The sequence below is a fragment of the Streptomyces sp. NPDC026062 genome, assembly GCF_055568375.1.
On record NZ_JBVHOQ010000003.1, the window covers coordinates 57,893 to 84,622 of the forward strand.

The 26,730-nt window shown below is 70.8% G+C and carries 21 protein-coding genes; 11 read left to right on the top strand and 10 right to left on the bottom strand.

All coding sequences use genetic code 11. From position 1 onward, the window contains the following. Nucleotides 1–279: 279 nt before the first annotated feature. Complete coding sequence (gene ileS / locus ACZ4LX_RS03465) at nucleotides 280–3,429, bottom strand: isoleucine--tRNA ligase (protein ID WP_467634969.1); 3,150 nt, start codon at nucleotides 3,427–3,429, stop codon at nucleotides 280–282. Nucleotides 3,430–4,182: 753 nt separating this feature from the next. On the opposite strand from ileS, the gene ACZ4LX_RS03470 reads away from it, so the two are divergent. From ACZ4LX_RS03470 to ACZ4LX_RS03490, 5 genes are all read left to right on the top strand, one after another. Further along, nucleotides 4,183–4,878, top strand: a complete 696-nt coding sequence (locus ACZ4LX_RS03470; RefSeq protein ID WP_467635724.1) for a TraR/DksA family transcriptional regulator — start codon at nucleotides 4,183–4,185, stop codon at nucleotides 4,876–4,878. Between the two features lie 224 nt (nucleotides 4,879–5,102). Next, complete coding sequence (gene lspA, locus ACZ4LX_RS03475) at nucleotides 5,103–5,774, top strand: signal peptidase II (RefSeq protein WP_467634973.1); 672 nt, start codon at nucleotides 5,103–5,105, stop codon at nucleotides 5,772–5,774. Nucleotides 5,775–5,895: 121 nt separating this feature from the next. Further along, on the top strand, nucleotides 5,896–6,837 hold the full coding sequence (locus ACZ4LX_RS03480; RefSeq protein WP_467634977.1) for an RluA family pseudouridine synthase: 942 nt from the start codon (nucleotides 5,896–5,898) through the stop codon (nucleotides 6,835–6,837). Then, nucleotides 6,834–7,298 (top strand): GNAT family N-acetyltransferase, encoded by a 465-nt coding sequence (locus ACZ4LX_RS03485; protein ID WP_467634982.1) that lies wholly within the window; start codon nucleotides 6,834–6,836, stop codon nucleotides 7,296–7,298. Before ACZ4LX_RS03480 ends, ACZ4LX_RS03485 begins: the two co-directional genes overlap by 4 nt. Nucleotides 7,299–7,404: 106 nt before the next feature. After that, nucleotides 7,405–8,991: a Na+/H+ antiporter gene (locus ACZ4LX_RS03490; RefSeq protein WP_467634986.1), complete on the top strand. Its 1,587-nt coding sequence runs from the start codon at nucleotides 7,405–7,407 to the stop codon at nucleotides 8,989–8,991. A gap of 125 nt (nucleotides 8,992–9,116) precedes the next feature. On the opposite strand, the gene ACZ4LX_RS03495 is transcribed toward ACZ4LX_RS03490, so the two are convergent. Then, nucleotides 9,117–10,238 carry a mechanosensitive ion channel family protein gene (locus tag ACZ4LX_RS03495; protein WP_467635729.1) on the bottom strand — a complete coding sequence of 374 codons (1,122 nt, stop codon included), beginning with the start codon at nucleotides 10,236–10,238 and terminating at the stop codon, nucleotides 9,117–9,119. A 37-nt stretch (nucleotides 10,239–10,275) separates the two neighbouring features. Between ACZ4LX_RS03495 and ACZ4LX_RS03500 the strand changes: the two genes are divergently transcribed. Next, a complete protein-coding gene (locus tag ACZ4LX_RS03500) occupies nucleotides 10,276–10,854 on the top strand; it encodes a dienelactone hydrolase family protein (RefSeq protein WP_467635732.1) in 579 nt (192 codons plus the stop codon). 55 nt (nucleotides 10,855–10,909) lie between these two features. Here the strand turns inward: ACZ4LX_RS03500 and ACZ4LX_RS03505 are convergent, their stop codons facing one another. The 4 genes from ACZ4LX_RS03505 to ACZ4LX_RS03520 all read right to left on the bottom strand — a co-directional run bounded on the left by ACZ4LX_RS03505 (nucleotide 10,910) and on the right by ACZ4LX_RS03520 (nucleotide 15,273). Next, complete coding sequence (locus ACZ4LX_RS03505) at nucleotides 10,910–11,872, bottom strand: zinc metalloprotease (RefSeq protein ID WP_467634988.1); 963 nt, start codon at nucleotides 11,870–11,872, stop codon at nucleotides 10,910–10,912. A 393-nt stretch (nucleotides 11,873–12,265) separates the two neighbouring features. Further along, a complete protein-coding gene (locus tag ACZ4LX_RS03510; RefSeq protein WP_467635737.1) occupies nucleotides 12,266–13,078 on the bottom strand; it encodes a DsbA family protein in 813 nt (270 codons plus the stop codon). Nucleotides 13,079–13,129: 51 nt separating this feature from the next. After that, complete coding sequence (locus ACZ4LX_RS03515) at nucleotides 13,130–13,861, bottom strand: hypothetical protein (RefSeq protein WP_467635741.1); 732 nt, start codon at nucleotides 13,859–13,861, stop codon at nucleotides 13,130–13,132. Nucleotides 13,862–13,926: 65 nt separating this feature from the next. After that, nucleotides 13,927–15,273: a DUF2252 domain-containing protein gene (locus ACZ4LX_RS03520; RefSeq protein WP_467634990.1), complete on the bottom strand. Its 1,347-nt coding sequence runs from the start codon at nucleotides 15,271–15,273 to the stop codon at nucleotides 13,927–13,929. Between the two features lie 180 nt (nucleotides 15,274–15,453). On the opposite strand from ACZ4LX_RS03520, the gene dnaE reads away from it, so the two are divergent. Further along, the gene (dnaE, locus tag ACZ4LX_RS03525) at nucleotides 15,454–18,990 is read left to right on the top strand and encodes a DNA polymerase III subunit alpha (protein WP_467634993.1); all 3,537 of its coding nucleotides are present in this window, start codon (nucleotides 15,454–15,456) and stop codon (nucleotides 18,988–18,990) included. 118 nt (nucleotides 18,991–19,108) lie between these two features. On the opposite strand, the gene ACZ4LX_RS03530 is transcribed toward dnaE, so the two are convergent. Then, nucleotides 19,109–19,288, bottom strand: coding sequence for a hypothetical protein (locus ACZ4LX_RS03530; RefSeq protein ID WP_467634997.1), 180 nt, complete (start codon nucleotides 19,286–19,288; stop codon nucleotides 19,109–19,111). Nucleotides 19,289–19,548: 260 nt separating this feature from the next. Between ACZ4LX_RS03530 and ACZ4LX_RS03535 the strand changes: the two genes are divergently transcribed. The 4 genes from ACZ4LX_RS03535 to ACZ4LX_RS03550 all read left to right on the top strand — a co-directional run bounded on the left by ACZ4LX_RS03535 (nucleotide 19,549) and on the right by ACZ4LX_RS03550 (nucleotide 23,956). Next, complete coding sequence (locus ACZ4LX_RS03535) at nucleotides 19,549–20,901, top strand: NYN domain-containing protein (RefSeq protein WP_467635000.1); 1,353 nt, start codon at nucleotides 19,549–19,551, stop codon at nucleotides 20,899–20,901. A gap of 236 nt (nucleotides 20,902–21,137) precedes the next feature. After that, nucleotides 21,138–22,112 carry an ABC transporter ATP-binding protein gene (locus ACZ4LX_RS03540; protein WP_467635744.1) on the top strand — a complete coding sequence of 325 codons (975 nt, stop codon included), beginning with the start codon at nucleotides 21,138–21,140 and terminating at the stop codon, nucleotides 22,110–22,112. Nucleotides 22,113–22,197: 85 nt separating this feature from the next. Then, on the top strand, nucleotides 22,198–23,094 hold the full coding sequence (locus ACZ4LX_RS03545; protein ID WP_467635003.1) for an ABC transporter permease: 897 nt from the start codon (nucleotides 22,198–22,200) through the stop codon (nucleotides 23,092–23,094). Nucleotides 23,095–23,128: 34 nt separating this feature from the next. After that, complete coding sequence (locus ACZ4LX_RS03550; protein WP_467635007.1) at nucleotides 23,129–23,956, top strand: ABC transporter permease; 828 nt, start codon at nucleotides 23,129–23,131, stop codon at nucleotides 23,954–23,956. Nucleotides 23,957–24,204: 248 nt separating this feature from the next. Here the strand turns inward: ACZ4LX_RS03550 and ybaK are convergent, their stop codons facing one another. Genes ybaK through ACZ4LX_RS03565 form a run of 3 tightly spaced genes read right to left on the bottom strand, consistent with a single transcriptional unit; the run spans nucleotide 24,205 to nucleotide 26,517 of the window. Continuing rightward, nucleotides 24,205–24,708 (bottom strand): Cys-tRNA(Pro) deacylase, encoded by a 504-nt coding sequence (gene ybaK, locus ACZ4LX_RS03555; protein WP_467635011.1) that lies wholly within the window; start codon nucleotides 24,706–24,708, stop codon nucleotides 24,205–24,207. 22 nt (nucleotides 24,709–24,730) lie between these two features. Further along, the gene (locus ACZ4LX_RS03560; protein ID WP_467635015.1) at nucleotides 24,731–25,474 is read right to left on the bottom strand and encodes an LON peptidase substrate-binding domain-containing protein; all 744 of its coding nucleotides are present in this window, start codon (nucleotides 25,472–25,474) and stop codon (nucleotides 24,731–24,733) included. 5 nt (nucleotides 25,475–25,479) lie between these two features. Beyond that, nucleotides 25,480–26,517, bottom strand: a complete 1,038-nt coding sequence (locus ACZ4LX_RS03565) for a hypothetical protein (RefSeq protein WP_467635019.1) — start codon at nucleotides 26,515–26,517, stop codon at nucleotides 25,480–25,482. Nucleotides 26,518–26,730: the final 213 nt, after the last annotated feature.

Genomic DNA, 26,730 nt, shown 5'->3' on the forward strand with positions numbered 1-26,730 from the left:
GCCGTCGGCAGGCTGAGGGCCGGGCCCCGGGGTTTCCCCGGGGCCCGGCCCTTTTGCCGTGGGCGGGGCGGGCGGGAGGGGTGCGGGGGATGTTCCCCTGCCCGTCCCTTCCCGTAACCGAGGGCTCCGCCCGGGACCCCCGCGCCGCAAACGCCGGCGGGGCTGGGGCGTGGGGTACGTCGTCCCTGGGGCCCTGGGTCTCCATGGCGGCCGGCCGAAATGCAGAGGGGCCCGGCCGGAGCGTGGAGCGTGTCCGGCCGGGCCCCTCTGTGATGCGGGCTACTGCTCCGTCTTGCGGAGGCGGAACGTCAGGGACAGGCCCTCGTCCTCGAAGGGCTCGCCGTACGCCGCGTCCGCCTCGCCCTCGGCGTAGTCCAGGGCCAGGACCTCGTCCGCGATCAGGTTCGCGTGCTCGGCCAGGGCCTCGGCCGTGGCGGGCGACGTGGACGTCCAGCGGACGGCGATGCGGTCCGCCACGTCCAGGCCACTGTTCTTGCGGGCCTCCTGGATCAGCCGGATCGCGTCACGGGCCAGGCCCGCGCGACGCAGCTCCGGGGTGATCTCCAGGTCGAGGGCGACCGTGGCGCCGGAGTCGGACGCGACCGACCAGCCCTCGCGCGGGGTCTCCGTGATGATGACCTCGTCGGGGGCCAGGGTGATCTGCTCCCCGTCGACCTCGACCGACGCCGTGCCCTCGCGCAGGGCCAGCGAGAGCGCTGCCGCGTCCGCGTTCGCGACGGCCTTGGCCACCGCCTGGACGCCCTTGCCGAACCGCTTGCCGAGCGCCCGGAAGTTCGCCTTCGCCGTCGTGTCGACCAGCGAGCCCCCCACCTCGGACAGCGAGGCCAGCGAGGAGACGTTCAGCTCCTCCGTGATCTGGGCGTGGAGCTCGGGGGAGAGGGTCTCGAAGCCCGAGGCCGCGACCAGGGCGCGGGAGAGCGGCTGACGGGTCTTGACGCCCGACTCGGCGCGCGTGGCCCGTCCCAGCTCGACCAGGCGGCGCACCAGCGCCATCTGCGTGGAGAGGCCCGGGTCGATCGCCGACAGGTCCGCCTGCGGCCAGGTGGCGAGGTGGACCGACGCGGGTGCGTCCGGGGCCACCGGTGCGACCAGGTCCTGCCACACCCGCTCGGTGATGAACGGGGTCAGCGGGGCCATCAGCCGGGTGACCGTCTCGACGACCTCGTGCAGGGTGCGCAGCGCCGCCTTGTCGCCCTGCCAGAAGCGACGCCGGGAGCGGCGTACGTACCAGTTGGACAGGTCGTCGACGAACGCGGACAGCAGCTTGCCGGCGCGCTGGGTGTCGTACCCCTCCAGCGCCCGCGTCACCTGGTCCACCAGGGCGTTCAGCTCGCTGAGCAGCCAGCGGTCCAGGACCGTGCGGTCGGCCGGTGCCGGGTCGGCGGCCGAGGGCGCCCAGTCCGACGTACGGGCGTACAGGGCCTGGAAGGCGACCGTGTTCCAGTACGTGAGGAGCGTCTTGCGGACGACCTCCTGAATCGTGCCGTGGCCGACGCGGCGGGCCGCCCAGGGCGAGCCGCCGGCCGCCATGAACCAGCGGACCGCGTCGGCGCCGTGCTGGTCCATCAACGGGACCGGCTCAAGGGTGTTGCCCAGGTGCTTGGACATCTTCCGGCCGTCCTCGGCGAGGATGTGGCCCAGACACACCACGTTCTCGTAGGACGACTTGTCGAAGACCAGGGTGCCGATCGCCATCAGCGTGTAGAACCACCCGCGCGTCTGGTCGATGGCCTCCGAGATGAACTGCGCCGGGTAGCGGCTCTCGAAGATCTCCTTGTTCTTGTGCGGGTAGCCCCACTGCGCGAACGGCATCGAGCCCGAGTCGTACCAGGCGTCGATGACCTCGGGGACGCGGTACGCCTCCAGCTGGCAGTTCTCGTGCGAGCAGGTGAACGTGATCTCGTCGATGAACGGCCGGTGCGGGTCCAGGCCGGAGAGGTCGGTGCCGGTGAGCTCGGTCAGCTCGGCGCGCGAGCCGACGCAGGTGAGGTGGTCGTCCTCGCAGCGCCAGATCGGCAGCGGGGTGCCCCAGTAGCGGTTGCGGGACAGGGCCCAGTCGACGTTGTTGTTCAGCCAGTCACCGAAGCGGCCGTTCTTGACCGACTCGGGGAACCAGTTGGTCTTCTCGTTCTCTTCGAGGAGACGGTCCTTGACCGCGGTCGTGCGGATGTACCAGGACGGCTGCGCGTAGTAGAGCAGCGCCGTGTGGCAGCGCCAGCAGTGCGGGTAGCTGTGCTCGTAGGGGACGTGCCGGAAGAGCTTGCCCCGGGCGGCCAGGTCCTCGGTGAGCGCCTCGTCGGCCTTCTTGAAGAAGACGCCGCCGACCAGCGGCACGTCCTCCTCGAAGGTGCCGTCGGGGCGGACCGGGTTGACCACCGGCAGGCCGTACGCCTTGCAGACCAGGAGGTCGTCGGCGCCGAAGGCGGGGGACTGGTGGACCAGACCCGTACCGTCCTCGGTGGTCACGTACTCGGCGTTGACGACATAGTGCGCCTCGGCCGGGAAGTCGATCAGTGCGAACGGGCGCTCGTAGGTCCAGCGCTCCATCTCGCGGCCCGTGAACGACTGGCCGGTGAGCTCCCAGCCCTCGCCGAGCGCCTTCTCGACCAGCGGGCGGGCGACGACGAGCTTCTCCTCGCCGTTCGTCGCGACGACGTACTCGACCTCCGGGTGCGCGGCGACGGCCGTGTTGGAGACCAGGGTCCAGGGGGTCGTCGTCCAGACCAGGAGGGCGGCGTCGCCGGCCAGCGGGCCCGAGGTCAGCGGGAAGCGCACGAAGACCGAGGGGTCGACGACCGTCTCGTACCCCTGGGCCAGCTCGTGGTCGGAGAGCCCGGTTCCGCAGCGCGGGCACCAGGGGGCGACGCGGTGGTCCTGGACGAGCAGGCCCTTGTTGAAGATCTCCTTCAGGGACCACCACACGGACTCGACGTACTCGGGGTCCATCGTGCGGTACGCGTCGTCGAGGTCGACCCAGTAACCCATCCGGGTCGTGAGCTCGGTGAAGGCGTCGGTGTGCCTGGTCACGGACTCGCGGCACTTGGCGTTGAACTCGGCGATGCCGTACGCCTCGATGTCCTTCTTGCCGTTGAAGCCCAGCTCCTTCTCGACCGCGAGCTCGACCGGCAGGCCGTGACAGTCCCAGCCGGCCTTCCGGCCCACGTGGTAGCCCTGCATGGTGCGGAAGCGCGGGAAGACGTCCTTGAAGACGCGGGCCTCGATGTGGTGGGCGCCGGGCATGCCGTTGGCGGTCGGCGGGCCCTCGTAGAAGACCCACTCGGGGCGGCCCTCGGACTGTTCGAGGCTCTGGCTGAAGACCTTGTTCTCGCGCCAGAAGTCGAGCACGGCGTGCTCGAGCGCGGGCAGGTCGACCTGGGCGGGTACCTGGCGGTACTGCGGCGATGTCATGTGCGGGCTTCCTCCGGCGGACGTCTTCCACTTCCGTCGGAGGGACGAGAACCGTTGCCGGATCCCGCGGTACCACCCTCCTTGGCCCCGGGCGTGCCGCCCGCGGCCCCCTCATTGGGGTGCGATGCCGGTTCTACTGGCCCTGCGGCCGTGGGCGGAACCCACGGTCCAGGGCTTTCTTCCGGCGGCTCCGGGGTGATCTTCACGGCGCGCTCGCCCCCGGGCTCCCACCGTCCCCGGGTCGCTCTGGGCTGCGTACGACGCTACTCGTCCCGTCCATGCCTCTCGCTGACGCCAGTGTACGGGCCCCGGGGTGCGGCGGCCGACCGGATTTCCGGTGGCCCCGGCGTGACCCGAATGGCCAGTCGGCGCCGACCGGGTCCCGGCGACGCCCGGCGGGCGGTGCGAAGGCGGATTACCGGGCGGTGAGCTGGGCACAACGGTTTCAGGCGCGCGGTGATCCGGACTCGGGGAGGGGCGATGCGGCGGCGTGCCCCGTTGCCGCGGGGCTGGGGTCGACTTATCGTCCCAGCACGACTCGCGAGCAAGATCACAATGCGTGAAGGGGCCGCGGCCATGGTGGCGAAGAAGACCGCCGCAGAGAAGACGGCGTCAGCGAGATCCACGGGCGCGGCAGCCGGGGAGACGACTGGAGAGACCGGCCGGGAGCGCACTCCGGACGCGTCCGCGCACAGCGCGACGGACACCGGGCCGGAGCCGCAGGGCGAGGCCGCCGAAAGCGCGGAAGCCGGCATGACAGCGGAGAAGGCCGTCAGGAAGGCGGCGAAGAAGAGCGTGGCCAAGAAGGCCGCGGCGAAGAAGAGCGCGGCCAAGAAGACGACGAAGAAGGCCGCGGCGAAGAAGAGCGCGGCCGGGAAGCCCACGGCCGAGAAGGCTTCGGAGAAGGCCGCCGAGGCGGCCACGGAGGCGGCCGAGGCCGCCGAGCAGACGGGAGCCCACACGGTGGTAGCCAAGAAGAGCGCGGCCAGGACCCGGCCGGCCGGCCGCGGCGCGGCACCCGTACCCCCGGCGCGGGCTGCGGCGACGGCCCCGGGTGAGCTGGCCGTACGGCCGGGAGAGGACCCCTGGACGCCCGAGGAGGTCGAGGCCGCCCGCACCGAGCTGACCGGCGAGATCGCGCGCCTGCGCAACGAGCTGGAGGCCTCGGGTCTGGCCCTGGCCGGGCTCATGCGGGACTCCGGCGACGGGGCGGGCGACGACGAGGCGGACACCGGCACCAAGAACATCACCCGCGAGCACGAGATGTCGCTCGCCGCCAACGCCCAGGAGATGCTGGAGCAGACCGAACGGGCACTGGCCCGGCTCGACGCCGGCACGTACGGGCTCTGCGAGATCTGCGGCAACCCGATCGGCAAGGCGCGGATGCAGGCGTTCCCCCGGGCCACCCTCTGCGTCGAGGACAAACAGAAGCAGGAGCGACGCGCCTGATCCCCACCGGTGTGTCGTACCCTCGTCCCCAGAGGCTGTCGGGTGATCCGCGATCGGGCGGCCAGGTCCTGGCACGCACGCTTCCCGCGATGCCGAGATGTCCTGGTAGCTCCGCTACGAGGACCATTCCGGCGCCCTGGAATCGCACGCACCGGACCGCGTCCGCGCTCCGATCGCAGATCACCCGACAACCTCTCCGTCGGGAACTAGGCTGAGGGACTCACGTGGCAGAGGCGGAGCGCATCATCGGTACGCCGGACATCCCCGAGGCTGAGGGACACGAAGGAGCCGAGCCGGAGCGGGCCGGCACGAGCGGGTCTCCGGACGCCGTCGGGCCGGACGGGCGGGACGCCGGTCCGGAGGTTCAGGACGCTGACGGGGCGGACACGGTCGACCGTTCGCCGGCCACCCGGCGGCGCCGGATCATCCTGCTCTTCTGCGTGGCCGTCCTCGCCTACTTGCTCGACCTCGGCAGCAAGATGCTCGTCGTGGCGAAGCTGGAGCACCAGGAGCCGATCGAGATCTTCGGCGACTGGCTCAAGCTCGACGCGATCCGCAACGCGGGAGCCGCGTTCGGTATCGGCGAGGCCTTCACGGTCATCTTCACGATCATCGCGGCGACCGTCATCGTGGTGATCGCCCGGCTGTCGCGCAAGCTCTACAGCCTGCCGTGGGCGATCGCGCTCGGCCTGCTGCTGGGCGGGGCGCTCGGCAACCTCACCGACCGCGTCTTCCGCGCACCCGGTGCCTTCCAGGGCGCGGTGGTGGACTTCATCGCCCCCGCGCACTTCGCCGTCTTCAATCTCGCGGACTCGGCGATCGTCTGCGGAGGCATCCTGATCGTGCTGCTCTCCTTCAAGGGCCTGGACCCCGACGGGACCGTCCACAAGGACTAGGGCGAGCAAGGGAGACCCGGCCGGGAAATCCCGGCCGCTCCGCGTACGCACCGGACGAGGCTGCCCATGGGGCGGACATCGCCGGTCGTCGGCACGGGGCCACGCAAGGCATACTCGACAGGTGAGTACGCAACCCGAGGTCCGCACCCTGCCCGTACCCGATGGTCTGGAAGGCGAGCGTGTCGACGCCGCCATTTCCCGCATGTTCGGTTTCTCCCGCACCAAGGCCGCAGAGCTGGCCGCCGCCGGGAAGGTGCAGGTGGACGGTTCGGTGGTCGGGAAGTCCGAACGGGTGCGGGGCGGTGCCTGGCTGGAGGTCGAGATGCCGCAGGCGCCCGCTCCCGTGCAGATCGTCGCCGAGCCCGTCGAGGGCATGGAGATCGTCCACGACGACGACGACATCGTCGTGATCATGAAGCCGGTCGGCGTCGCCGCGCACCCGAGCCCCGGCTGGACCGGCACCACTGTCATCGGCGGTCTCGCCGCGGCCGGATACCGGATCTCGACCTCGGGCGCCGCCGAGCGCCAGGGCATCGTGCACCGGCTCGATGTCGGCACCTCCGGGCTGATGGTCGTCGCCAAGTCCGAGCGCGCCTACACCCTGCTGAAGGCCCAGTTCCGCGACCGGGTCGTCGACAAGAGGTACCACGCGCTGGTCCAGGGCCACCCGGACCCGATGAGCGGCACCATCGACGCCCCCATCGGCCGCCACCCCACCCACGACTACAAGTGGGCCGTGGTCGCCGAGGGCAAGCCCTCCGTGACGCACTACGACCTGATCGAGGCGTACCGCGCGGCCAGCCTCCTGGACATCAAGCTGGAGACGGGCCGTACGCACCAGATCCGGGTGCACATGTCCGCCCACCGCCACCCCTGCGTCGGCGACCTGACCTACGGCGCCGACCCGACCATGGCCAAGCGGCTGGGCCTGACCCGGCAGTGGCTGCACGCGGTGCGGCTCGGCTTCGAGCACCCCTCGGACGGCAGCTGGGTACAGTTCTCGAGCACCTACCCGGACGACCTCCAGCAGGCCCTCGACAGGATCGCGGCAGAGAGCGAATGACCACCTACACCACCCGCACGGTCACCGACGAGCAGGACCGCGCCGCCTGCTTCCAGATCCGCAAGGACGTCTTCGTCGGCGAGCAGAACGTGCCCGAGGAGATCGAGTACGACGCCTACGACGCGGACGCGGTGCACGTCATCGCCGTCGCCGCGGACGGGACGGCACTCGGCACCGGACGGCTGCTGCACGGTCCCGGCACGGAGGCGAAGACCGGCGCGGACCCCACGGTCGGCTCGCTCGGCCGGCTCGCGGTGGCCGGTGAGGCACGCGGCCTCGGGGTCGGCGCGGCGCTGGTGCGGGCCATCGAGGACGCCGCCCGCGAACTCGGCCTGGCCGCCGTCGACCTGCATGCCCAGACGCATGCGCTCGGCTTCTACGAGCGGCTCGGCTACGTCGCCTACGGCCCCGAGTTCCCGGACGCGGGCATTCCGCACCGGGCGATGCGTCGGACGGTCTGACACCCCGGCGCACCCCCTGGCCTCGCGGTACACGGGGCGCATGGCAGGCTGAGAGTCTTGGCCGTGCCGAGACCGGGCCCGGCCGGAGCGCTCCGGAAGGCACCTCGTGGATCAAATGGCTCTGCTGCTCCTGTTGTTGCTCGGAGCTGTGGTCACCGTGCCACTGGGGGACCGGCTGGGGCTTCCCGCGCCGGTGCTGATGACACTCATGGGCGTCGTGATGGCCTTCCTCAGCTTCGTACCGAACGTGGACATCCCGCCGGAGATCATTCTTCCCGCGCTGCTGCCGCCCCTGCTCTACGCCTCCGTGCAGCGGACCTCCTGGCGGCAGTTCGCCGCCAACAAACGGCCGATCTTCCTGCTGGCCGTCGCCCTGGTCTTCCTGACGACGGCGGCCGTCGCCGCCGTGGCCAACGCGGTCATCCCCGGACTGCCCCTCGCCGCGGCCGTCGCGCTCGGCGCGCTCGTCGCCCCGCCCGACCCGGTCGCGGCCACCGCCGTCGCCGGATCGGTCGGGCTGCCCCGCCGGCTCATCTCGATCCTGGAGGGCGAGGGGCTGTTCAACGACGTGACCGCGATCGTGCTCTACCACGTGGCGATCGCCGCGGCGGTCAGCGGCACCTTCTCACTGCCCGAGGCGTTCGGGCTGCTGGTCCTGTCCGCCGTCGTCGCCGTGGCGGTGGGCGCCGCGCTCGGCTGGCTCACCATCAAACTCATGGGCCTGCTCGGCGATGCCACCCTCCAGGTCGGGCTCACCCTGCTGGTGCCGTTCGTCAGCTATGTCCTCGCCGAGGAGCTGATGGGCTCCGGCGTGCTCGCGGTCCTGACCACCGCGCTCTTCCTCGCCGAGCACACCGCCGACGCCGACGACGTCCTCGGCCGGCTCACCGGCCGAACCTTCTGGGAGATCGTCGACACGCTCGTCACCGGTGTCGCCTTCGGGCTGATCGGCCTCGAACTGCACAACGTCTTCGGGACCGCCGACGGGCACCGGCTGGAGATGACCGGCTGGGCGCTGGCGGTCGTCGCCGTCGTCGTCGGCGTACGGCTGCTCTATCTGCTGCCCGCGACCTGGCTGGCCAAGCGGCTGCACACCCGCCGCGACGTCAGCGAGGACATCCCGACCAGCTGGCGGGAGACCGTGATCATGTGGTGGGCCGGGATGCGCGGCGTGGCCTCGGTCGCCCTCGCGCTCGCCATCCCGCTGAAGACGGACGACGGGAAGCCGTTCCCCGGCCGCGACGAGATCGTCTTCATCGCGTTCGCCGTGATCATGGTCACGCTGGTCTTCCAGGGCCTCACGCTTCCCTGGCTGGTGCGCCGGCTGGGGGTGCGCGCGGACACCGACGCCGAGGCCGCGCTGGAGCGGGACCTCGCGATCCGGGCCGCCAAGGCGGCCAGGCAGCGGCTCAAGGAGATCCAGGAGGTCGAGGAGTTCCCCGAGGACCTTGTGGAGCGCCTCCAGCGGCTGGCCTACGACGTGGGTGCGCGGATCAGCCCCGACATGGTCGACGACGAACGGCGCGAGGCGTACGCCCAGCGCGCCGAGCGGTTCAAGGCGGTCAGCCGCATCCAGCGCGAGATGATGTCGGCCGCCCGCCACGCCGTCCTCTCCGCGCGCAGCGAGGCGGGCGCGGACCCCGAGGTGGTCGACCGGGTCCTGCGGCAGCTGGACGTACGCAGCCTGCGCTGACCGCTGACCGCTGGCCGCTGACCGCTGGCCGCTGGCCGCTGGCCGCTGGCCGCTGGCCGCTGAGCGGCGGGCTGCTGACCGACTCTGACCGCCGACCGCTCACCGACGGGCGCGGGTGGCCGGGCTCAGCCGCGTCCCGTGCGCGGCGCCTTGCCCCAGCCCGCCGGCTTCTCGTCCGCGTCGTTCCCCGTCGGCCACGCGTCACCGGGCGGCAGCGTCGCGGGAGCCGTGGCGATCCTCGGCAGCGCGTACGGATGGTGGTCGCGCAGCCAGCCGATCAGCTGCTCCCGCACCGCGCAGCGCACCGTCCAGATGTCGTCCGCGTCCTTCGCCGTGACCACCGCGCGCACCTGGATCGTGGAGGGAGTGGTGTCGGTGACCGCCAGCGACCAGTCCCGGCCGTCCCAGGCGGCGCACTCGCCCAGGATGTCCCGCAGCTGATCGCGCATCGCGGCCACCGGTGCCGCGTGGTCGAGATGGAAGAAGACCGAACCGGTCATCTGGACCCCGCCGCGCGACCAGTTCTCGAAGGGCTTGCTGGTGAAGTACGAGACCGGCATCGTGATCCGCCGCTCGTCCCAGGTCCGGACCGCGAGGAAGGTCAGGGTGATCTCCTCGATCGTGCCCCACTCCCCGTCCACGACCACCGTGTCGCCGATCCGCACCATGTCGCCGAAGGCGATCTGCAGACCGGCGAAGAGATTGCCGAGCGTGGACTGGGCGGCGACGCCCGCGACGATGCCGAGAACTCCGGCCGAGGCCAGCATCGAGGTGCCGACCGTCTGCATGGCGGGGAACGTCAGCAGCATCGCGGCGACGGCGACGGTCGTCACGATCGCGATGACCACCCGCTGGATCAGCGTCACCTGGGTCCGGACCCGCCTGACCCGCGCCGGATCCCGGGTGGTCGCCGCGTAGCGCGCGTACACGGAGTCGACCACGGCCACGGCGATCCGCACCACCAGCCAGGCCGACGCCCCGATCAGGACCAGTGTCAGCACCTGTCCGATGCCCGTGCGGTGGTCGCGGACCAGGGCGAGCCGCGTGTGCGTGTACGTGGCCCGCAGCAGTGCCGTGCAGAGAGTCAGCTGGAACGGGATCCGGCAGCGTCGCAGCAGACCCCACAGCGGAGTCTCGTGGTGCCGGCCGTCGGCACGCCTGAGCAGCAGGTCGAGGAGCCAGCCCGCCGCCAGAGTGATCACGGCCGTACCGCCGAGGACGATCAGCGGACGCAGTACGTTCTCCATGCCGTCGCTCTCCAAGCTCTCGACCGTAACTGGCACCATTGACCCCATGAACATCATGCTTTTCCACTCGACGTACGGGCTGCGCCCCGCGGTGCACGCGGCCGCCGACCGGCTGCGCGCCGCCGGGCATGAGGTGCACGTGCCCGATCTCTTCGGGGGACACACCTTCGAATCCGTCGAGGAAGGGCTGGCCTTCAAGGAGGAGACGGGCAAGGAGGAGCTGCTCAGGCGGGCCGTGCTCGCCGCGGCGCCCTACTCCGACCGCGGGCTGGTCTACGTGGGTTTCTCGCTCGGCGCGTCCGTCGCCCAGACGCTGGCCCTCGGGGACGCGAAGGCCCGCGGGCTGCTGCTGTTCCACGGCACTTCGGACATCGCCGAGAACGCCTCCGTGGACGAGCTGCCCGTACAGCTGCACGTCGCCGACCCGGACCCGTTCGAGACGCACGACTGGCTGAACTCCTGGTATCTGCAGATGCAGCGGACCGGGGCCGACGTCGAGGTCTACCGGTACCCCGGCGCGGGGCACCTGTTCACCGACGCGGAACTGCCGGACTTCGACCAGGCGTCGGCCGAGCTGGCCTGGAAGGTCGCGATCGGCTTCCTCGCCACGCTGTGAGGACGCCGAAGGGCCCCGCGCACGCGCGAGGCCCTTCGGGCGCTACGGAGCGGAATCAGCCCCGGTAGGCGGTCCAGCTGTCGCTCATCCGCTGCACCTGGCCGGCGGTGAACTGGTACATGCAGGAGTCGTACGTGTAGTCCATGAAGTTGTGGATCGGGTCGACGCCCGTCTTGCTGGTGCAGGAGTCGCGCCCGGTCGGGCACTCGTACGCGGGGCTCGACTCCGCGGGGGTGTCGGAGACGTAGTCACCGTTTCCATTGCAGCCGCCCTGGAAGGTGTGGTAGAGGCCCATCCAGTGGCCGACCTCGTGCGTGGCGGTGTCGCCCTCGTCGTAGTTGGTGGCGGAGCCGCCGGGCAGCGAGGCGTCCAGGATCACCACGCCGTCCATGGACGGGCTGGAGCTGTAGGAGCTCGGGAAGGTGGCCCAGCCGAGCAGTCCGCCGCCGAGGTTGGCGGTGTAGACGTTGAGCGCGTTCTTGCCGCCCTTGCGCAGCGCCGTCTTCATGGACCTCTCGGCGGACGTGCCGTCGGAGAGGTTGTACCAGGAGGCGTTGTCCGTGTAGTCGGTGCCGGCCAGGGAGAACTGGAAGCCGGTGGCGGTGTTGCCGGTGCCCTGGCCGCTGTACGCGGCGTTCAGCACGCTCATCTGGCTGCTGATCTGGGCCGAGGTGAGCTTGCCCGTGGTGCCGGAGTGGATGACGTGGAAGTAGACGGGGATGGTCGCTCCGGCGGCGAGCGCGGAGCCGGTGAGCCGGCGCTCGGCGACTCTCTGCTTCAGCTGCTTGTCGATGGCCGCGGCCTGCGCGGTGGTGAGCTCGTTGGGGTCCGAGGCGTGCTGCGGGCCCGTGGGGCGGGACTGGCGGGCGGCTGCGCCGGCCGGGGTGTCGGCGCAGGCCTCGGCCGAGGCGGCCGCGGTGGCCCTGCCGGAATCGGCGGTGGCGCCGGAGGAGACGGTGAGGGGTGCCAGGGCCAGGGTTCCGGCCAGGACGGCGGTGCCGATCGCACGGTGACGCATACGTGGTGATATACGAGCAAGAGTGCGCACAGGGACTCCTCGCGGATGTGTGGGGGAGGTATTTCCTCACCCGCCGCCGGGGAGATTACGTGGGCATGTCATGCGTGGACGAGAATTGATCCGGCCCAATCATCCATGGTGCAAAACGGTGCATCGGTAAGAAAATCTTCTGCCCGCTCCGGAGTTTGAGACACGAACGTCATCTACCGGGACGTACTCATGGCCGGTGTGTCCCCATTGGCTCCCTGAGTGAAGCCGCCCGGAACGCGGCCGTCATCTGCCGTCAACACGGGGAGCTTTGGCCGGATCCGGACTGACCGAACGCACGACGGACGTGAACGGGCAGGTGAACCCGGTCGGTTCACCTGCCCGTTCACGTCGGGGCCGGGCGGATCAGCCCTTCAGCGCGGCGGTGATCGCGGTGTTGAAGTCCGCCACGGTCATCGGGGCGTTCTTGTTGTCCGAACCGGTCAGCGCCTTGCCGTCCATCTTCAGCGTCGGAGTGCCCTGGACGCCGCTCTTGTCGAAGGTGGCGGACATCTTCATCGCCCAGGCGTCGTACGTGCCGTCCTTGACGTTCTTCCGGAAGGCGTCATTGCCCTTCAGCGCGTCCACCGTGTCGGCGACCTTGATCAGGTACGAGTCGTCCTTGAACTTGTCGTCCGTCTCGTCCGGGTGGTACTTCGCGGAGTAGAGCGCGTACTTGTAGTCGAGGAAGGCCTCGGGGCTCACGTCCAGCGCGGCGCCCAGCGCGCTCAGGGCGTTCTTCGAGCCCTCGCCGCCGTTGCTGTCGAGGAACGTGGCACCGATGTACTTGACCTTGTACTTGCCCGCGTCGACGTCCTTGTGGACGGTCTCCCCGACGGTCTGCTCGAACTGGGCGCAGACCGGGCAGCGGGAGTCCTCGTACAGCTCCAGGGTCTTCTTGGCGGTCGACTTGCCGATCACCACGGTCGTGCCGTTCGTGCCCGAGGTGTTCTTCGGCGCGCTGACGTTCTTCGCGTCCTTCGCGGCGTCCCAGTGGTCCGGCTTGTTCAGCTGCATCACGCCGTAGGCGACACCTCCGGCGATCGCCAGGACGGCGACGACCGAGACGCCGACGACCACCTGCCGGCGGGTCTTGTCCTTCTTGGCCTGGCGCTCGCGCTCCGCGCGCAGCCGCTCACGGGCGGCGGACTTGCTGGCCTGGCTGTTGCGCTTGCTCATGGTGGGGTTCTCCGTGGGTGCGTGGTCGTACGTCATCAGGGACTTGTGTGCTCAGGCGGTGGCGCGGGCCGAGCACGGTGGTCCCCTCCGTCCCACGGAGTGCACCAGGAAGCGGGCGTGGACGAGCAGATGCGGACCGGGACCGACGGTGCGGACCTTGAGGCGTACGGAGCGGCGGACCGCCCCCGCCACGGCCACCGCGATCAGCAGCGGCCGGAACGCCATCAGGGCGAACGCGCCCAGCAGCCCGGCGAGCGCCAGCTCGCCCCGGTGCAGCCAGGCGGCGGCGAGCAGCCCGACCGTCACATGCGCGGCCAGCAGCAGCCACGGCACCAGCGGGCCGGGCGACGCCAGCAGCGCGGCCGTGCCGTCACCGCCCGACGTCACCGAGGCCAGCGGAGTACCCACCGCACCGACGCCGCCGAGCCCCGCCGCGCCCGCACCGACGTCACCGCCGCCGCACAGCACGTCGACGCCGACCGACCGCAGCGGCCCCGCGATCGGGCCGCCCGCCGCGCCGTAACAGAGATGCTGGCCGGTGGTGAAGACGGTGTCGGCGGCCAGCTCCAGCGGCACCAGCAGTCCGGCGATGGCCCCGAAGCCACGCTCCCGCCCGGCCAGCGCGTACGCCACGGCGAAGACCGCGCCGGCCAGCACGGCGACGAGGGTCAGCGGCAGGGGGACCCGGGAGAGCAGCACATGGGAGGCAGCGGAGAGCGTCACGACGAGCGCTGTGAAAAGCGCCGCGCGTACGACTCTGAGCTGCGTCCCGGAGATGTCCATCGTCAGGGAGTGTCGCATGCGAACCTGTAAGCGATCCCTAAAGGACCGGGGTCCTGTGGGAAGACTTACAGCGTCCCGCGGCCGTTCTGGAGTCCCGGGATGCGGCCGTTGCGGAACAGGTCCACGAAGATCTGGTGGTCCGCGCGGGCCCGGGCGCCGTAGCTGTGGGCGAACTCCACCAGCAGGTCCCCGAAGCCTTCCTCGTCCGCCGCGATCGCCGCGTCGATCGCCCGCTCGGTGGAGAACGGCACCAGCGAGTGGCCGCTCTCGTCGTCCGCCGCGGAGTGCATCGTGGCCGTCGCCCGGCCGAGGTCGGCGACGACCGCCGCGATCTCCTCGGGCTCGTCGATGTCCGACCAGTCCAGATCGACCGCGTACGGCGACACCTCGGCGACCAGCTGCCCGGCGCCGTCCAGCTCGGTCCAGCCCAGCCACGGGTCGGCGTGCGCCTGCAGGGCACGCTGGGAGATCACCGTGCGGTGGCCCTCGTGCTGGAAGTAGCCGCGCACCGCCGCATCCGTGATGTGCCGGGAGACGGCAGGGGTCTGGGCCTGCTTGAGATAGATCACGACATCGTTCTCCAGGGCGTCGCTGTTGCCCTCCAGGAGGATGTTGTACGAGGGCAGCCCGGCCGACCCGATACCGATCCCGCGACGGCCGACGACATCCTTGACCCGGTAGGAGTCCGGCCGGGTCAGGCTCGAATCCGGCAGCGTCTCCAGATAGCCGTCGAACGCGGCCAGGACCTTGTACCGCGTCGCCGCGTCCAGGTCGATCGCACCGCCGCCCTCCGCGAACCTGCGCTCGAAGTCACGGATCTCGGTCATCGAGTCGAGCAGCGAGAACCGGGTCAGCGACCGGGCGTCACGCAGCGCGCCCAGGAGCGGACCCTCGGCGGTGTCCAGGGTGAAGGGCGGCACCTCGTCGTTCTTCGCGCCCGTCGCCAGCGCGTGGATCCGCTCGCGGTAGGCCGCCGCGTAGACCCGGACGAGCTCGGTGATCTGGTCGTCGCCCAGCGCCTTCGCGTAACCGATCAGGGCGACGGAGGCGGCGAAGCGCTTGAGGTCCCAGGTGAAGGGGCCCACATACGCTTCGTCGAAGTCGTTCACGTTGAAGACCAGCCGGCCGTTGGCGTCCATGTACGTGCCGAAATTCTCGGCGTGCAGATCGCCGTGGATCCACACCCGGCCGGTGCGCTCGTCCAGGTACGGCCCGCCGTTCCGCTCCCGCGCCAGGTCGTCGTAGAAGAGGCACGCCGTGCCCCGGTAGAAGGCGAAGGCCGAGCCTGCCATCTTGCGGAACTTCACGCGGAAGGCGGCCGGATCCGCGGCCAGCAGCTCGCCGAAAGCGGTGTCGAAGACCTCAAGGATCTGCTCCCCGCGCTGGGCTGCGACGGTCTGCGTTTCCGACATTTCTGGGTGCCTCCCGGTACCTGGCCTGCATGACGACGTACATGACAAAACGGACGGGCTTCCTCGCTCCTCCAACGCGCGACCGTATCCCGGAGTGCCCGTCGTTCGTCACCTCGGAGACGTAGACTTCCACGCTGTCCCCCCAGCCCGTCATCCCTCGTTCCCCGGAGGCACAGCGCCGTGACCAAGCCGCCCTTCACGCACCTTCACGTCCACACCCAGTACTCGCTGCTGGACGGTGCCGCGCGGCTCAAGGACATGTTCGAGGCCTGCAACGAGATGGGCATGTCCCACATCGCGATGACGGACCACGGCAACCTGCACGGGGCGTACGACTTCTTCCACTCGGCCGCCAAGGCGAATGTGACGCCGATCATCGGGATCGAGGCGTACGTCGCCCCCGAGTCGCGCAAGCACAAGCGGAAGATCCAGTGGGGCCAGCCGCACCAGAAGCGCGACGACGTCTCCGGTTCGGGTGGTTACACCCACAAGACGATCTGGGCGTCGAACGCGAAGGGGCTGCACAACCTCTTCAAGCTGTCGTCGGACGCCTACGCCGAGGGCTGGCTGCAGAAGTGGCCGCGTATGGACAAGGAGACCATCTCCCAGTGGTCCGAGGGCCTGATCGCGTCCACCGGCTGCCCCTCGGGCGAGGTGCAGACCCGGCTGCGGCTCGGACAGTTCGACGAGGCGGTCCAGGCCGCCTCCGACTACAAGGACATCTTCGGCGAGGGCAAGTACTTCCTGGAGCTGATGGACCACGGCATCGAGATCGAGCGCCGCGTCCGTGACGGGCTCCTCGAAATCGGCAAGAAGCTGAACATCCCGCCGCTCGTGACGAACGACTCGCACTACACCTACGCCAGCGAGGCGACCGCGCACGACGCGCTGCTCTGCATCCAGACCGGCAAGAACCTCTCCGACCCGGACCGCTTCCGCTTCGACGGCACCGGCTACTACCTCAAGACGACGGACGAGATGTACGGCGTCGACTCCTCGGACGCCTGGCAGGAGGGCTGCGCCAACACCCTGCTGGTCGCGCAGCAGATCGACACCACCGGGATGTTCGAGAAGCGCGACCTGATGCCGAAGTTCGACATCCCCGAGGGCTTCACGGAGATCACCTGGTTCCAGGAGGAGGTCCGTGTCGGGATGAACCGCCGCTTCCCCGGCGGGGTCCCCGAGGACCGGCAGAAGCAGGTCGAGTACGAGATGGACATCATCATCCAGATGGGGTTCCCGGGGTACTTCCTGGTCGTCGCCGACTTCATCATGTGGGCCAAGAACAACGGCATCGCCGTGGGCCCCGGCCGAGGCTCCGCCGCCGGTTCGATCGTCTCGTACGCGATGGGCATCACCGACCTCGACCCGATCGAGCACGGACTGATCTTCGAGCGGTTCCTCAACCCCGAGCGCGTCTCCATGCCCGATGTCGACATCGACTTCGACGAGCGCAGGCGCGTCGAGGTGATCCGGTACGTGACCGAGAAGTACGGCGCCGACAAGGTCGCCATGATCGGCACCTACGGCAAGATCAAGGCCAAGAACGCGATCAAGGACTCCGCCCGCGTCCTCGGCTACCCGTACGCGATGGGCGACCGGCTCACCAAGGCCATGCCCGCCGACGTCCTCGGCAAGGGCATCGACCTCAACGGCATCACCGACCCCAAGCACCCGCGCTACAGCGAGGCCGGCGAGATCCGGGGGATGTACGAGAACGAGCCGGACGTCCAGAAGGTCATCGACACCGCCAAGGGCGTCGAGGGCCTGGTCCGGCAGATGGGCGTGCACGCCGCCGGCGTCATCATGTCCAGCGAGCCGATCGTCGACCACGCACCGATCTGGGTGCGGCACACCGACGGCGTGACGATCACGCAGTGGGACTACCCCCAGTGCGAGTCGCTCGGCCTGCTGAAGATGGACTTCCTGGGCCTGCGCAACCTGACGATCATGGACGACGCCATCAAGATGGTGAAGGCCAACAAGGGCATCGACCTGGAGATGCTGGCGCTGCCGCTGGACGACCCCAAGACGTACGAGCTGCTCTGCCGGGGCGACACGCTCGGGGTGTTCCAGTTCGACGGCGGGCCGATGCGCTCGCTGCTGCGCCAGATGCAGCCGGACAACTTCGAGGACATCTCCGCCGTCTCGGCCCTGTACCGGCCGGGCCCGATGGGCATGAACTCGCACACGAACTACGCCGAGCGCAAGAACGGCCGCCAGGAGATCACTCCGATCCACCCGGAGCTGGAGGAGCCGCTCAAGGAGGTCCTCGGCCTCACCTACGGCCTGATCGTGTACCAGGAGCAGGTGCAGAAGGCCGCCCAGATCGTCGCCGGGTACTCGCTCGGCGAGGCCGACATCCTGCGCCGCGTGATGGGCAAGAAGAAGGCCGACGAGCTGGCGAAGAACTTCGTCCTGTTCGAGGCCGGTGCCAAGAAGAACGGCTTCTCCGACGCCGCGATCAAGGCGCTGTGGGACGTGCTGGTCCCGTTCGCCGGGTACGCCTTCAACAAGGCGCACTCCTCCGCGTACGGCCTGGTCACCTACTGGACCGGCTACCTCAAGGCCAACTACCCCGCCGAGTACATGGCGGCGCTGCTCACCTCGGTCAAGGACGACAAGGACAAGTCGGCCGTCTACCTCAACGAGTGCCGCCGCATGGGCATCAAGGTGCTCCCGCCGAACGTCAACGAGTCCGAGTCGAACTTCGCCGCACAGGGTGACGACGTCATCCTCTTCGGATTGACGGCCATCCGTAACGTCGGCCAGAACGTCGTCGACTCGATCATCCGGTGCCGCAAGGCGAAGGGGAAGTACAGCACCTTCCCCGACTTCCTCGACAAGGTCGAGGCGGTCGTCTGCAACAAGCGGACCGTGGAGTCGCTCATCAAGGCCGGCGCCTTCGACGAGATGGGCCACACCCGCAAGGGCCTCGTCGCCCACCACGAGCCCATGATCGACAACGTGGTGCAGGTCAAGCGCAAGGAGGCCGAGGGACAGTTCGACCTCTTCGGTGGCGGCGAGGAGGACAGCGACGAGCCGGGCTTCGGGCTCGACGTCGAGTTCTCCGACATCGAGTGGGAGAAGTCCTACCTGCTGGCCCAGGAGCGCGAGATGCTCGGGCTCTACGTCTCCGACCACCCGCTCTTCGGCATCGAGCACGTGCTGAGCGACAAGGCCGACGCCGCGATCGCCCAGCTCATGGGCGGCGAGCACAGCGACGGCGCGATCGTCACCGTGGGTGGCATCATCTCCGGCCTCCAGCGCAAGATGACCAAGCAGGGCAACGCCTGGGCCATCGCCACCGTGGAGGATCTGGCCGGTTCCATCGAGTGCATGTTCTTCCCGGCCACCTACCAGCTGGTCTCCACCCAGCTCGTCGAGGACACCGTCGTCTTCGTCAAGGGCCGGCTCGACAAGCGCGAGGACGTGCCCCGCCTCGTCGCCATGGAGATGCAGGTTCCCGACATCTCGAACGCGGGCACCAACGCCCCCGTGGTGCTCACCATCCCCACGGTCAAGATCACCCCGCCCATGGTCAGCCGGCTCGGCGAGGTGCTCAACAGCCACCGCGGAGACACCGAGGTACGGATCAGGCTCCAGGGCCCCCGCAAGACCACGGTGCTCCGGCTCGACCGGCACCGGGTGAAGGCGGACCCGGCGCTCTTCGGTGACCTGAAGGTGCTCCTCGGCCCGTCCTGCCTGGCCGGCTGAGGTTTCGGACCGTTCCGAGGGCACGGCCGGACCGTTCCGCACGCACGAGAGGGGCGCCCCGCGAAAGCGGGTGCGCCCCTCTCGGCTACCGGCCTGTGGCCGTACCGGAGAAGTCCGGTCAGTTGTGGCCGAAGCGCCGCTGATGCTTACGAGCAACATCGGCAGGGCTGCCCTGGGACTGGGCCTGGGGCTGGTTCTGCGACTCGAAAGCCGTGGACCGTGCCTCCTGCGCGCCGCGCTCCGACTCGGACGCGCGGTTCTGCTGGCTGCCCTGCTTGCGGTTCTTGTTCTTGGCCATGGTGTTCCTCCTAGGGGGACTCTCGGGGCCAGGACCGCTGTCAGATTCACATAATCGGATAAACATCGCATGTTGGATCATTACCGTGCGTAGCGAGGGGGTAAGATGCGCCGTTTTCCGGATCCGCCACGCCGATGATCGAGTTCCGGCCGTCAACCCCTGTGCGGTCGGGCAGACTCGACGGAAACCCTGAGTAAGCGGATCCGATCCTTTCCCGGAGACCGGACCCGTTGGAGTCGTTCCCGAATTCCTGGAAGAGGGTGGAACGCGTGGACCGTTGCGTCGTCCTGGTGGATGCCGGATACCTGCTGGGCGCGGCCGCGAGCCTGCTGGCCGGGGAGCCCGCCCGATCCCGCATCACCGTCGACCACGCGGCTCTGATCCAGGGCCTGCGGGAGCTGGCCGAGGCGGACACCGAACAGCCGCTGCTGCGGATCTACTGGTTCGACGGCGCCCCCGACCGCCTGCCGCAGCCCGAACACCGCAGGCTGCGCGTCATGCCGCGGGTGACGGTACGGCTCGGCGCCCTGACCCGCAGCGACGGGCGGTGGGCGCAGAAGGGTGTCGACGCGGCGATGCACGCCGAGCTCACCGAACTCGCCAGGAACAGGGCCTGCTCCGACGTCGTCCTGGTGACCGGTGACGGCGACCTGCTGCCCGGCCTGATGTCCGCCAAGGAGCACGGAGTCGCCGTCCACCTCTGGGCCGTCCAGGCCTCCGGCGGCGACTACAACCAGTCCGAGGACCTGGTCGCGGAGGCCGACGAGCGGCGCGTGCTGGACCGGGCCTGGATCACCCGGGCCGTACGGGCCAAGGAGACCGCCGGCGCCTGCCCCCCGCCTCCCGTACCGGGGCCCGAGATCGCCGCGATCCTCTCCGCGCCCCTGCCCGAGGCCGCCCTCTCCGCCTCCGCCGAGCGGGGCTCCCGGTCCCGGGCCGACGCCGACGCCGACGGCACGTCCGCGCGGCCCGGCGAGAACACCGGCCCCACCACGCACGGCCACGGCGGCAGGGGCGTCCCCACCCCCAAGGACCTGGCGGGCACCCTGCGCGGCCCCGCGGCCCAGCCGGACCGGCAGCACCCCGCCGCACCGCCCGCCGCCGCGACCCTGCGCTGGTCCTCCGACCGGGGATGGGTGGAGCGCGGCAGCACCCTGGGCGAACCCCCCGAGACCGCCTCCCTGCCGACGCTGGCCCAGGTCACCAGCGCCGAGCAGCGCTGGGCGGACCGGGAGGAGGACATCACCACGGTCGGCGGCGACCCCTTCGAGGTGGGGCAGGTATTCGCCCGTCGCTGGCTGGAACGCCTGCCGGAGACCGTCCATCTGCAGAAGCTGTCCACCATGTACCCCCGCATCCCGCACCGCATCGACGGCGAACTTCTCCGGTACGCCGCCCGCTTCGGGCTGCTCGCCCACAAGGACGACCAGATCGACGAGCACGACCGGTACGCGATCCGCGCGGGATTCTGGCGCGAGATCGACGTACGGGCGGCGGCGGAACCGGCCGCCGCGGGCGAGAAGCACGCCCCGGCGGCCGACCGGCACGCTCCGGCTGCCGGGAAACCGGAGAAGGCGGCGGCGTCCGGGGACCGAACCGGCATCGGGGACTGAGCTCGCTCCTGGGACCGAGGAGGCGGCATCGGGGACTGAGCTCGCTCCGGGGGCTGAGCTCGTATCGGGACCGAGTGACTGAGCTCGCATCGGTACCGGAGGCGCTCAACCCGGCCGGTGATTGCCGCGTTGATGTCCGATCGGTGCGGCCCCGGGCGTAATGCGGGTCCCCGGACCCCGTACCCTCGTACCTCGTGAGTACGGGCACAGCACAGGCGCAGACGGCGAACGGCACTGTGTGCGCGGTGCGTGACCTGGTCAAGATCTATCCCGCTGCCAGGGGCAGGCGCGGCACGCCCGCCACCCCCGAGGTGCGTGCGACCGACGGTGTCAGTCTGGACATCCGGCGCGGTGAGATCTTCGGACTGCTCGGCCCCAACGGTGCAGGCAAGTCCACCCTCGTACGACAGCTCACCGGACTGATGCGGCCCGATTCGGGCAGCGTCGACATGCTGGGCCACGATCTCGTGCGCCATCCCGAGCGGGCGTCCCGGCTGATCGGCTACCTCGGGCAGGAATCGACCGCGCTCGACGAGCTGACCGTTGCGCTCGCCGCCGAGACGACCGGACGGCTGCGGGGTCTGCCGGTACGGGAGGCCCGCGCCGAACGTGACGCCGTCCTCGGCGAACTCGGCCTCGACGAGCTGGCGGGCCGCCCCCTGAAGAAGCTCTCCGGGGGACAGCGACGGCTCGCCTGTGTCGCGGCCGCACTGGTCGGCGAGCGGCCGGTGCTCGTCCTCGACGAGCCGACGACCGGAATGGACCCGGTGGCCCGGCGCGCCGTCTGGGCCGCCGTCGACCGCCGTCGCGCCGAGCGCGGTACGACGGTGCTGCTCGTCACCCACAACGTCATCGAGGCCGAGACCGTCCTGGACCGGGTCGCCGTCATCGAACGCGGCAAGGTCATCGCCTGCGACACCCCGGCCGGGCTCAAGGAGCGGGTCGCCGACGAGGTGCGGGTGGAACTCGTGTGGCGCGAGCGCGCGCCGCTGGAGGTGCCCGAGGTCGCCGCCCTGCGGGCCTCCGCCCAGGAGTCGGGGCGCCGCTGGGTGCTGCGGCTCGGGCCCGACGAGGCGCGGGCGGCCGTCGCGGCCGTGACCGGAGGTTCGGCCTTCGCCGCACTCGACGACTTCACCCTGGCGACACCCAGCCTGGAGGATGTCTATCTGGCGCTCGGCGGGGACGCGACCAAGGGGCTGGTGAAGTCATGAGCGGGATCAGCGCGGCGGCAGAGGCGGCCGGAGCGGACCGGTGCGGGTGCGCGGCCGGTCAGCGATCGAACAGGAGCAGCGCCAGGTGACGAGCATCGTTCCTGCGGAAGCGGTGTCCGGGCAGGCCGGGCAGACGGGCCGGGCAGGGCAGAAGGTCCGGACAGGGCAGACCGAGCGCCCGGGACGGCCCGGTCCGGCCGGCGACGACGGCTCCCCGGGCCCGGCGCCCGCGCCGCTCGCGCCGCGCGCCCGGCTGTTCCCTTCGCTCGCCGCGGTCTACCGGGCCCAGCTGTCCCGGGCCCGCGTCGCCCGCATCCCGCTGCTCTTCGTGGCGACCTTCCAGTCCATCGGGATCATGATCCTGATGCGCGGGGTCGTGGACGGGGGCTCCGAGGCCCGCGCCGTCGTGGCCGGATCCAGCGTGCTGGTCGTCGCGTTCGTCGCGCTGAACATGCTGGCCCAGTACTTCGGGCAGCTGCGGGCCGGCGGAGGGCTCGACCACTACGCGACCCTGCCGGTGCCGCCCGCCGCCGTGGTGCTCGGAGCGGCGGGGGCGTACGCCTCCTTCACCGTGCCCGGCACGATCGTGACGGCGGTGGCGGGCAGTGTGCTGTTCGGGCTGCCCATCACCCACCTCTGGGTGCTTGTCGCGGTCATCCCGCTCTCCGGCGCGGCACTCTCGGGCCTCGGCGCCGCCTTCGGGCTGCTCGCGCCCCGGCAGGAACTGGCCACGCTGCTGGGCCAGCTGGGCATGTCCGCCGCGCTGCTGCTCGGCGTGCTCCCGGCGGACCGGCTGCCCGGCCCGATCGGCTGGGCGCGTGACCTGCTGCCCTCCACGTACGGTGTCGAGGCGCTCGCCCGGTCCTTCGACGCCCACCCCGACTGGGGCGTCATTCTTCTCGATCTCGCCGTATGCGCCGTCGTGGGCGCGGTCTCGCTCGCCGTGGCCACCTGGGCGTACCGCAGGGCAGCGGTCCGGTGAGGCGCGCCAACGGGGCGCCTGGCACGATGGCACGGTGACAGCACCTCTGACGCCGCCGCACCAGCCCTCGCCCTACGACCCCTGGGAGACACCGCCGGGAGCCGGCGGGCCCACGGGTTCGCACCTCGGAACCCGGCCGAGGGCATGGGAGGAGAGGGAATTCCTCAGGGACCTGGGCAGGGCGGCGCTGGTCGCTGTCGCCATGACGGTCGCCGGTGTGGCGCTCGGACTGCTCTGGGTATGGCTGGCGCCCCGGGTACCGCTGGTCTCCGACGACACGGCCGTCTTCCTCAGCAACAGCGAGGGCGAGGAGGCGATCGGTGCCGACGGCACGTTCGCGCTCCTCGCGCTGGCCTTCGGCGCGGTTTCGGCGGGGCTGGTCTTCTGGTTCCAGCGGAAGGGCGGGATCGCCTTCGTGGTGGCGCTCGCCGTGGGCGGCGGACTCGGCTCGCTTCTCGCGTGGTGGATCGGCACGGTGCTGGGACCGACCGACGACGTGGTCGCCCACGCGCGTGAGGTCGGCAAGGGCGTGATCTTCGACGCGCCGCTGGAACTGCACGCGACGGTGGCGCTGGTGGCATGGCCGCTGGCGGCGATGGCCGTGCATCTGGGGCTGACGGCGCTGTTCGGGCCGCGGGATCCGGAGCCGGAGTGGGGGGTGCACCAGCCGGTGGGGGCAGGGGGCGCCTCGGCGGGCCCGGTGGGCCAGGATTCCTCGGCCGGGCCGGCGTCTGAGGGGCCGGGGCCTGCGGGGCCGGGGCCCTCGTCCGAGCGGTCTGAGTCGTCCGAGCGGCCTGAGCGGCCTGAGCGGTCTGAGTCGTCCGAGCGGCCTGAGCCGCCTGTGCCGCCGACCGGGGCGTAGGCGGGGCCGTTGCGCGGGGTCTGTCCTCCACCTGGGGCGGGGGCCGCTGCGCGGGGTCTGTCCCCTACCCGCCCCTTCCCGTAACCGGGGTTCCGCCCCGGACCCCGGTCCTCAAACGCCGGACGGGCTGGAAAGCGGCGCCTGTTCCGGACGCGGGCGTCATCAGCCTGTCGGGCGTTCTAGGACGGAACCGGGGGCTGGGGGGCCGTTGCCCCGCGGTGGGTCCGCTGCCGGCGGATCGGCGGGGTCTACGTCCGGGCGATCGGTGCGAAGAGCGCTCCCGTCAGGGCCGCCAGGTCCTCGGGGGCCAGTTCGACCTCCAGGCCGCGGCGGCCCGCCGATACGCAGATCGTCGAGTGCGACCGCGCCGACGCGTCCAGCACCGTGGGCAGCCGTTTGCGCTGGCCCAGGGGAGAGATGCCGCCCAGGACGTAGCCCGTGGTGCGCTCCGCCGCCGCCGGGTCCGCCATGGCGGCGCGCTTGCCGCCGGCCGCCGAGGCCAGGGCCTTCAGGTCCAGGGAGCCCGCCACCGGGACGACCGCGACCGTGAGATGGCCGTCCACGTCGGCCACCAGGGTCTTGAACACCCGGTCGGGGGAGACACCGAGCGCCTCGGCCGCCTCCTCGCCGTAGGAGGCCGACGCGGGGTCGTGCTCGTACGCGTGCACCGTGAAATCCGTGCCGGCCGCGGTCAGAGCGACCGTCGCGGGGGTGCCGCCGGACTGGGGCTGCTTCTTCGGCTTCTTCGCCACGGGGGAGTGGCCCTCCGGTCGCTCAGTTGGGGTGGGTCGGGGCGCGGGTGAGGTCCACGGCGGGCAGCGAGGGGAGATGGCGGATGACGGCCGTCTCCGAGCGCAGGATCGTCAGCTCCTCGCGCAGCCGGGTCGCCGTGTCCGGGGCCTGGAGCAGCCGCTGTCTGGCGGGGATGTCCAGGACCGCCGCGGCGGCGACCAGATAGGAGACGACCGACGGTTCGTCGGGCAGGTCCGCGCCCGTGGTCAGGGAGCGTTCGCTCGCACCCGCCAGTCGCTTCTGGTACGTGCGGAAGGCCCGCAGTACGCCGTCGGTGAGCGCCTCCGCCTCCTCGCCCGCCTCCTCTTCCAGCTCTTCGAGTTCGGCGGTGAGATACGGGCCGCTCGCGTCCACGGACAGGAGCTTCACCCGGCTGGTGCCGGTGGCCAGGACCTCGAAGCTGCCGTCCGAACGCTCCCTGATGGTCGCCGCGTCGGCGATACAGCCGACCCGGTGGAACGTCTGGACGGGGTCGGGGCCGAAGCCGTCCGCCGGGCCGCGCTCGACGGGGACGGCCGACGAGGCCGGCATGCCCGCACCCGTCGGGGCGGTCTCGCGGCCGTCGCGGATGGCGACCACGGCGAAGCGGCGCGGTTCGTCCTCGTCAGTCTTCAGCAGCTCGCGCATCATGGCGCGATATCGCTCCTCGAAGACGTTCAGCGGCAGCACAAGGCCGGGAAACAGCACCGCGTTCAGCGGGAACAGAGGCAGGCGAGCGGTGGTCACAACGGTCAAGCGTAATGGCCGCGGGCCCGTCCCCGGTCTGCCCGGTGGCCGAGCGGCGTTCCCGAGGCCACCCGGAGCCGTGCGTCGTCCCGTACGTCGAGGAAACCACCGAGCGGATCGTCGGACACACAGGCCCACGGGAACGACGTCGCGTGGGGTCCGATCCGCCGGAACTGTTCCAGCGCCTCGTCCCATCGCCCCCGCACCACCAGCACGTACGCCAGCAGATTGCGCACCTCGGCCGGCCACGCGTCGCCCGGTGCGAACGCGGCGGACAGGGAGATCGCCAGGTCCGCCGCCGCGTCGATCCGTGCCTCCTGCACCGAGGTGAACCCGGCCCCGGGCCCCTCGGTCAGCACCGCGAAGGCGGCCCGCAGCGGCAGCACCTGCACCAGGGAGCTGGGCAGCGAGTCCTCGGCCGCCCGCTCGGCGAAGTCGAAGCACTCGCGGTGCGAGCCGTACCAGGCGGCGGAGAGGTACTGGAGAGCGGCGACATGGCAGCCGTAATGGTGGGCGGAGCGCTGTACGGCCTGTTCCCACAAGGCCTCGAACGTGGTGTGCGAGGCATGGGTGCCGCGGGCGTGGTCCAGCGCGAGGCGCCAGGGCACCGGATCACGCGGATCGCCCTCGGCCGCCGCCGTGATCATCGGCGCGACCGCGCGCAGCTGCTCGGCCCGGGCCGGTGACTCCCAGGCCCGCTCGACCGCTAGCTGCGCCTTGACGAGGATCGCGTCGCAGTCGTGCGGGGCGGCGGCCAGCCAGTCGCGGAGCCAGCCGTCCCGGTTGCGGGCGAAGGCCACCAGCCGGTTCAGATAGCGGTCCCGGCTCTCCCACTCGGCGGCCTCCCGGGTCGTCGCCAACAGCTTCGCCGCTGGTTCGTACTCCCCGAGGGCGGCCGCCACCAGCGCGGGCGAGAGCCGCTCGTCGGGGGCGTCGAGCATCACCGCATGGTCCGCGGGCAACCCGGCGGACAGCTCCGGGGTGTGCCGGATCATGCGCGCGGTACGGAGCAGAGCACGGAGGAAAGGCATGGTGCAGACCATTGAAAAGCGCTGGTCGGGGCGGCGCCAGGGGGGTGCTGTGAAGCTTTGGTGCCGAGTGGAGGGGTTGTACCGGCAGGGGCCAAGAAAAGGTAAAGGAAATTGTGGAATCTGGCCTGTTCCGGACGTTCAGGCAAGGGATCCGGCAGTGCGACCGATGCCCGCTCATGGCTGCCCGGTCATCCTCCGGCACCATCCTCCGGCCTGCCGGCGCAA

Coding starts and splice junctions, on each gene's coding strand:
- ACZ4LX_RS03470 (WP_467635724.1), top strand. CDS start 4,183: ATGACAGCGGAGAAGGCCGTCAGGAAGGCGGCGAAGAAGAGCGTGGCC.
- ACZ4LX_RS03505 (WP_467634988.1), bottom strand. CDS start 11,872: ATGCGTCACCGTGCGATCGGCACCGCCGTCCTGGCCGGAACCCTGGCC.
- ACZ4LX_RS03495 (WP_467635729.1), bottom strand. CDS start 10,238: ATGGAGAACGTACTGCGTCCGCTGATCGTCCTCGGCGGTACGGCCGTG.
- ACZ4LX_RS03520 (WP_467634990.1), bottom strand. CDS start 15,273: ATGTCGGAAACGCAGACCGTCGCAGCCCAGCGCGGGGAGCAGATCCTT.
- ACZ4LX_RS03510 (WP_467635737.1), bottom strand. CDS start 13,078: ATGAGCAAGCGCAACAGCCAGGCCAGCAAGTCCGCCGCCCGTGAGCGG.
- ileS (WP_467634969.1), bottom strand. CDS start 3,429: ATGACATCGCCGCAGTACCGCCAGGTACCCGCCCAGGTCGACCTGCCC.
- ACZ4LX_RS03485 (WP_467634982.1), top strand. CDS start 6,834: ATGACCACCTACACCACCCGCACGGTCACCGACGAGCAGGACCGCGCC.
- ACZ4LX_RS03565 (WP_467635019.1), bottom strand. CDS start 26,517: ATGGTCTGCACCATGCCTTTCCTCCGTGCTCTGCTCCGTACCGCGCGC.
- ACZ4LX_RS03530 (WP_467634997.1), bottom strand. CDS start 19,288: ATGGCCAAGAACAAGAACCGCAAGCAGGGCAGCCAGCAGAACCGCGCG.
- ACZ4LX_RS03515 (WP_467635741.1), bottom strand. CDS start 13,861: ATGGACATCTCCGGGACGCAGCTCAGAGTCGTACGCGCGGCGCTTTTC.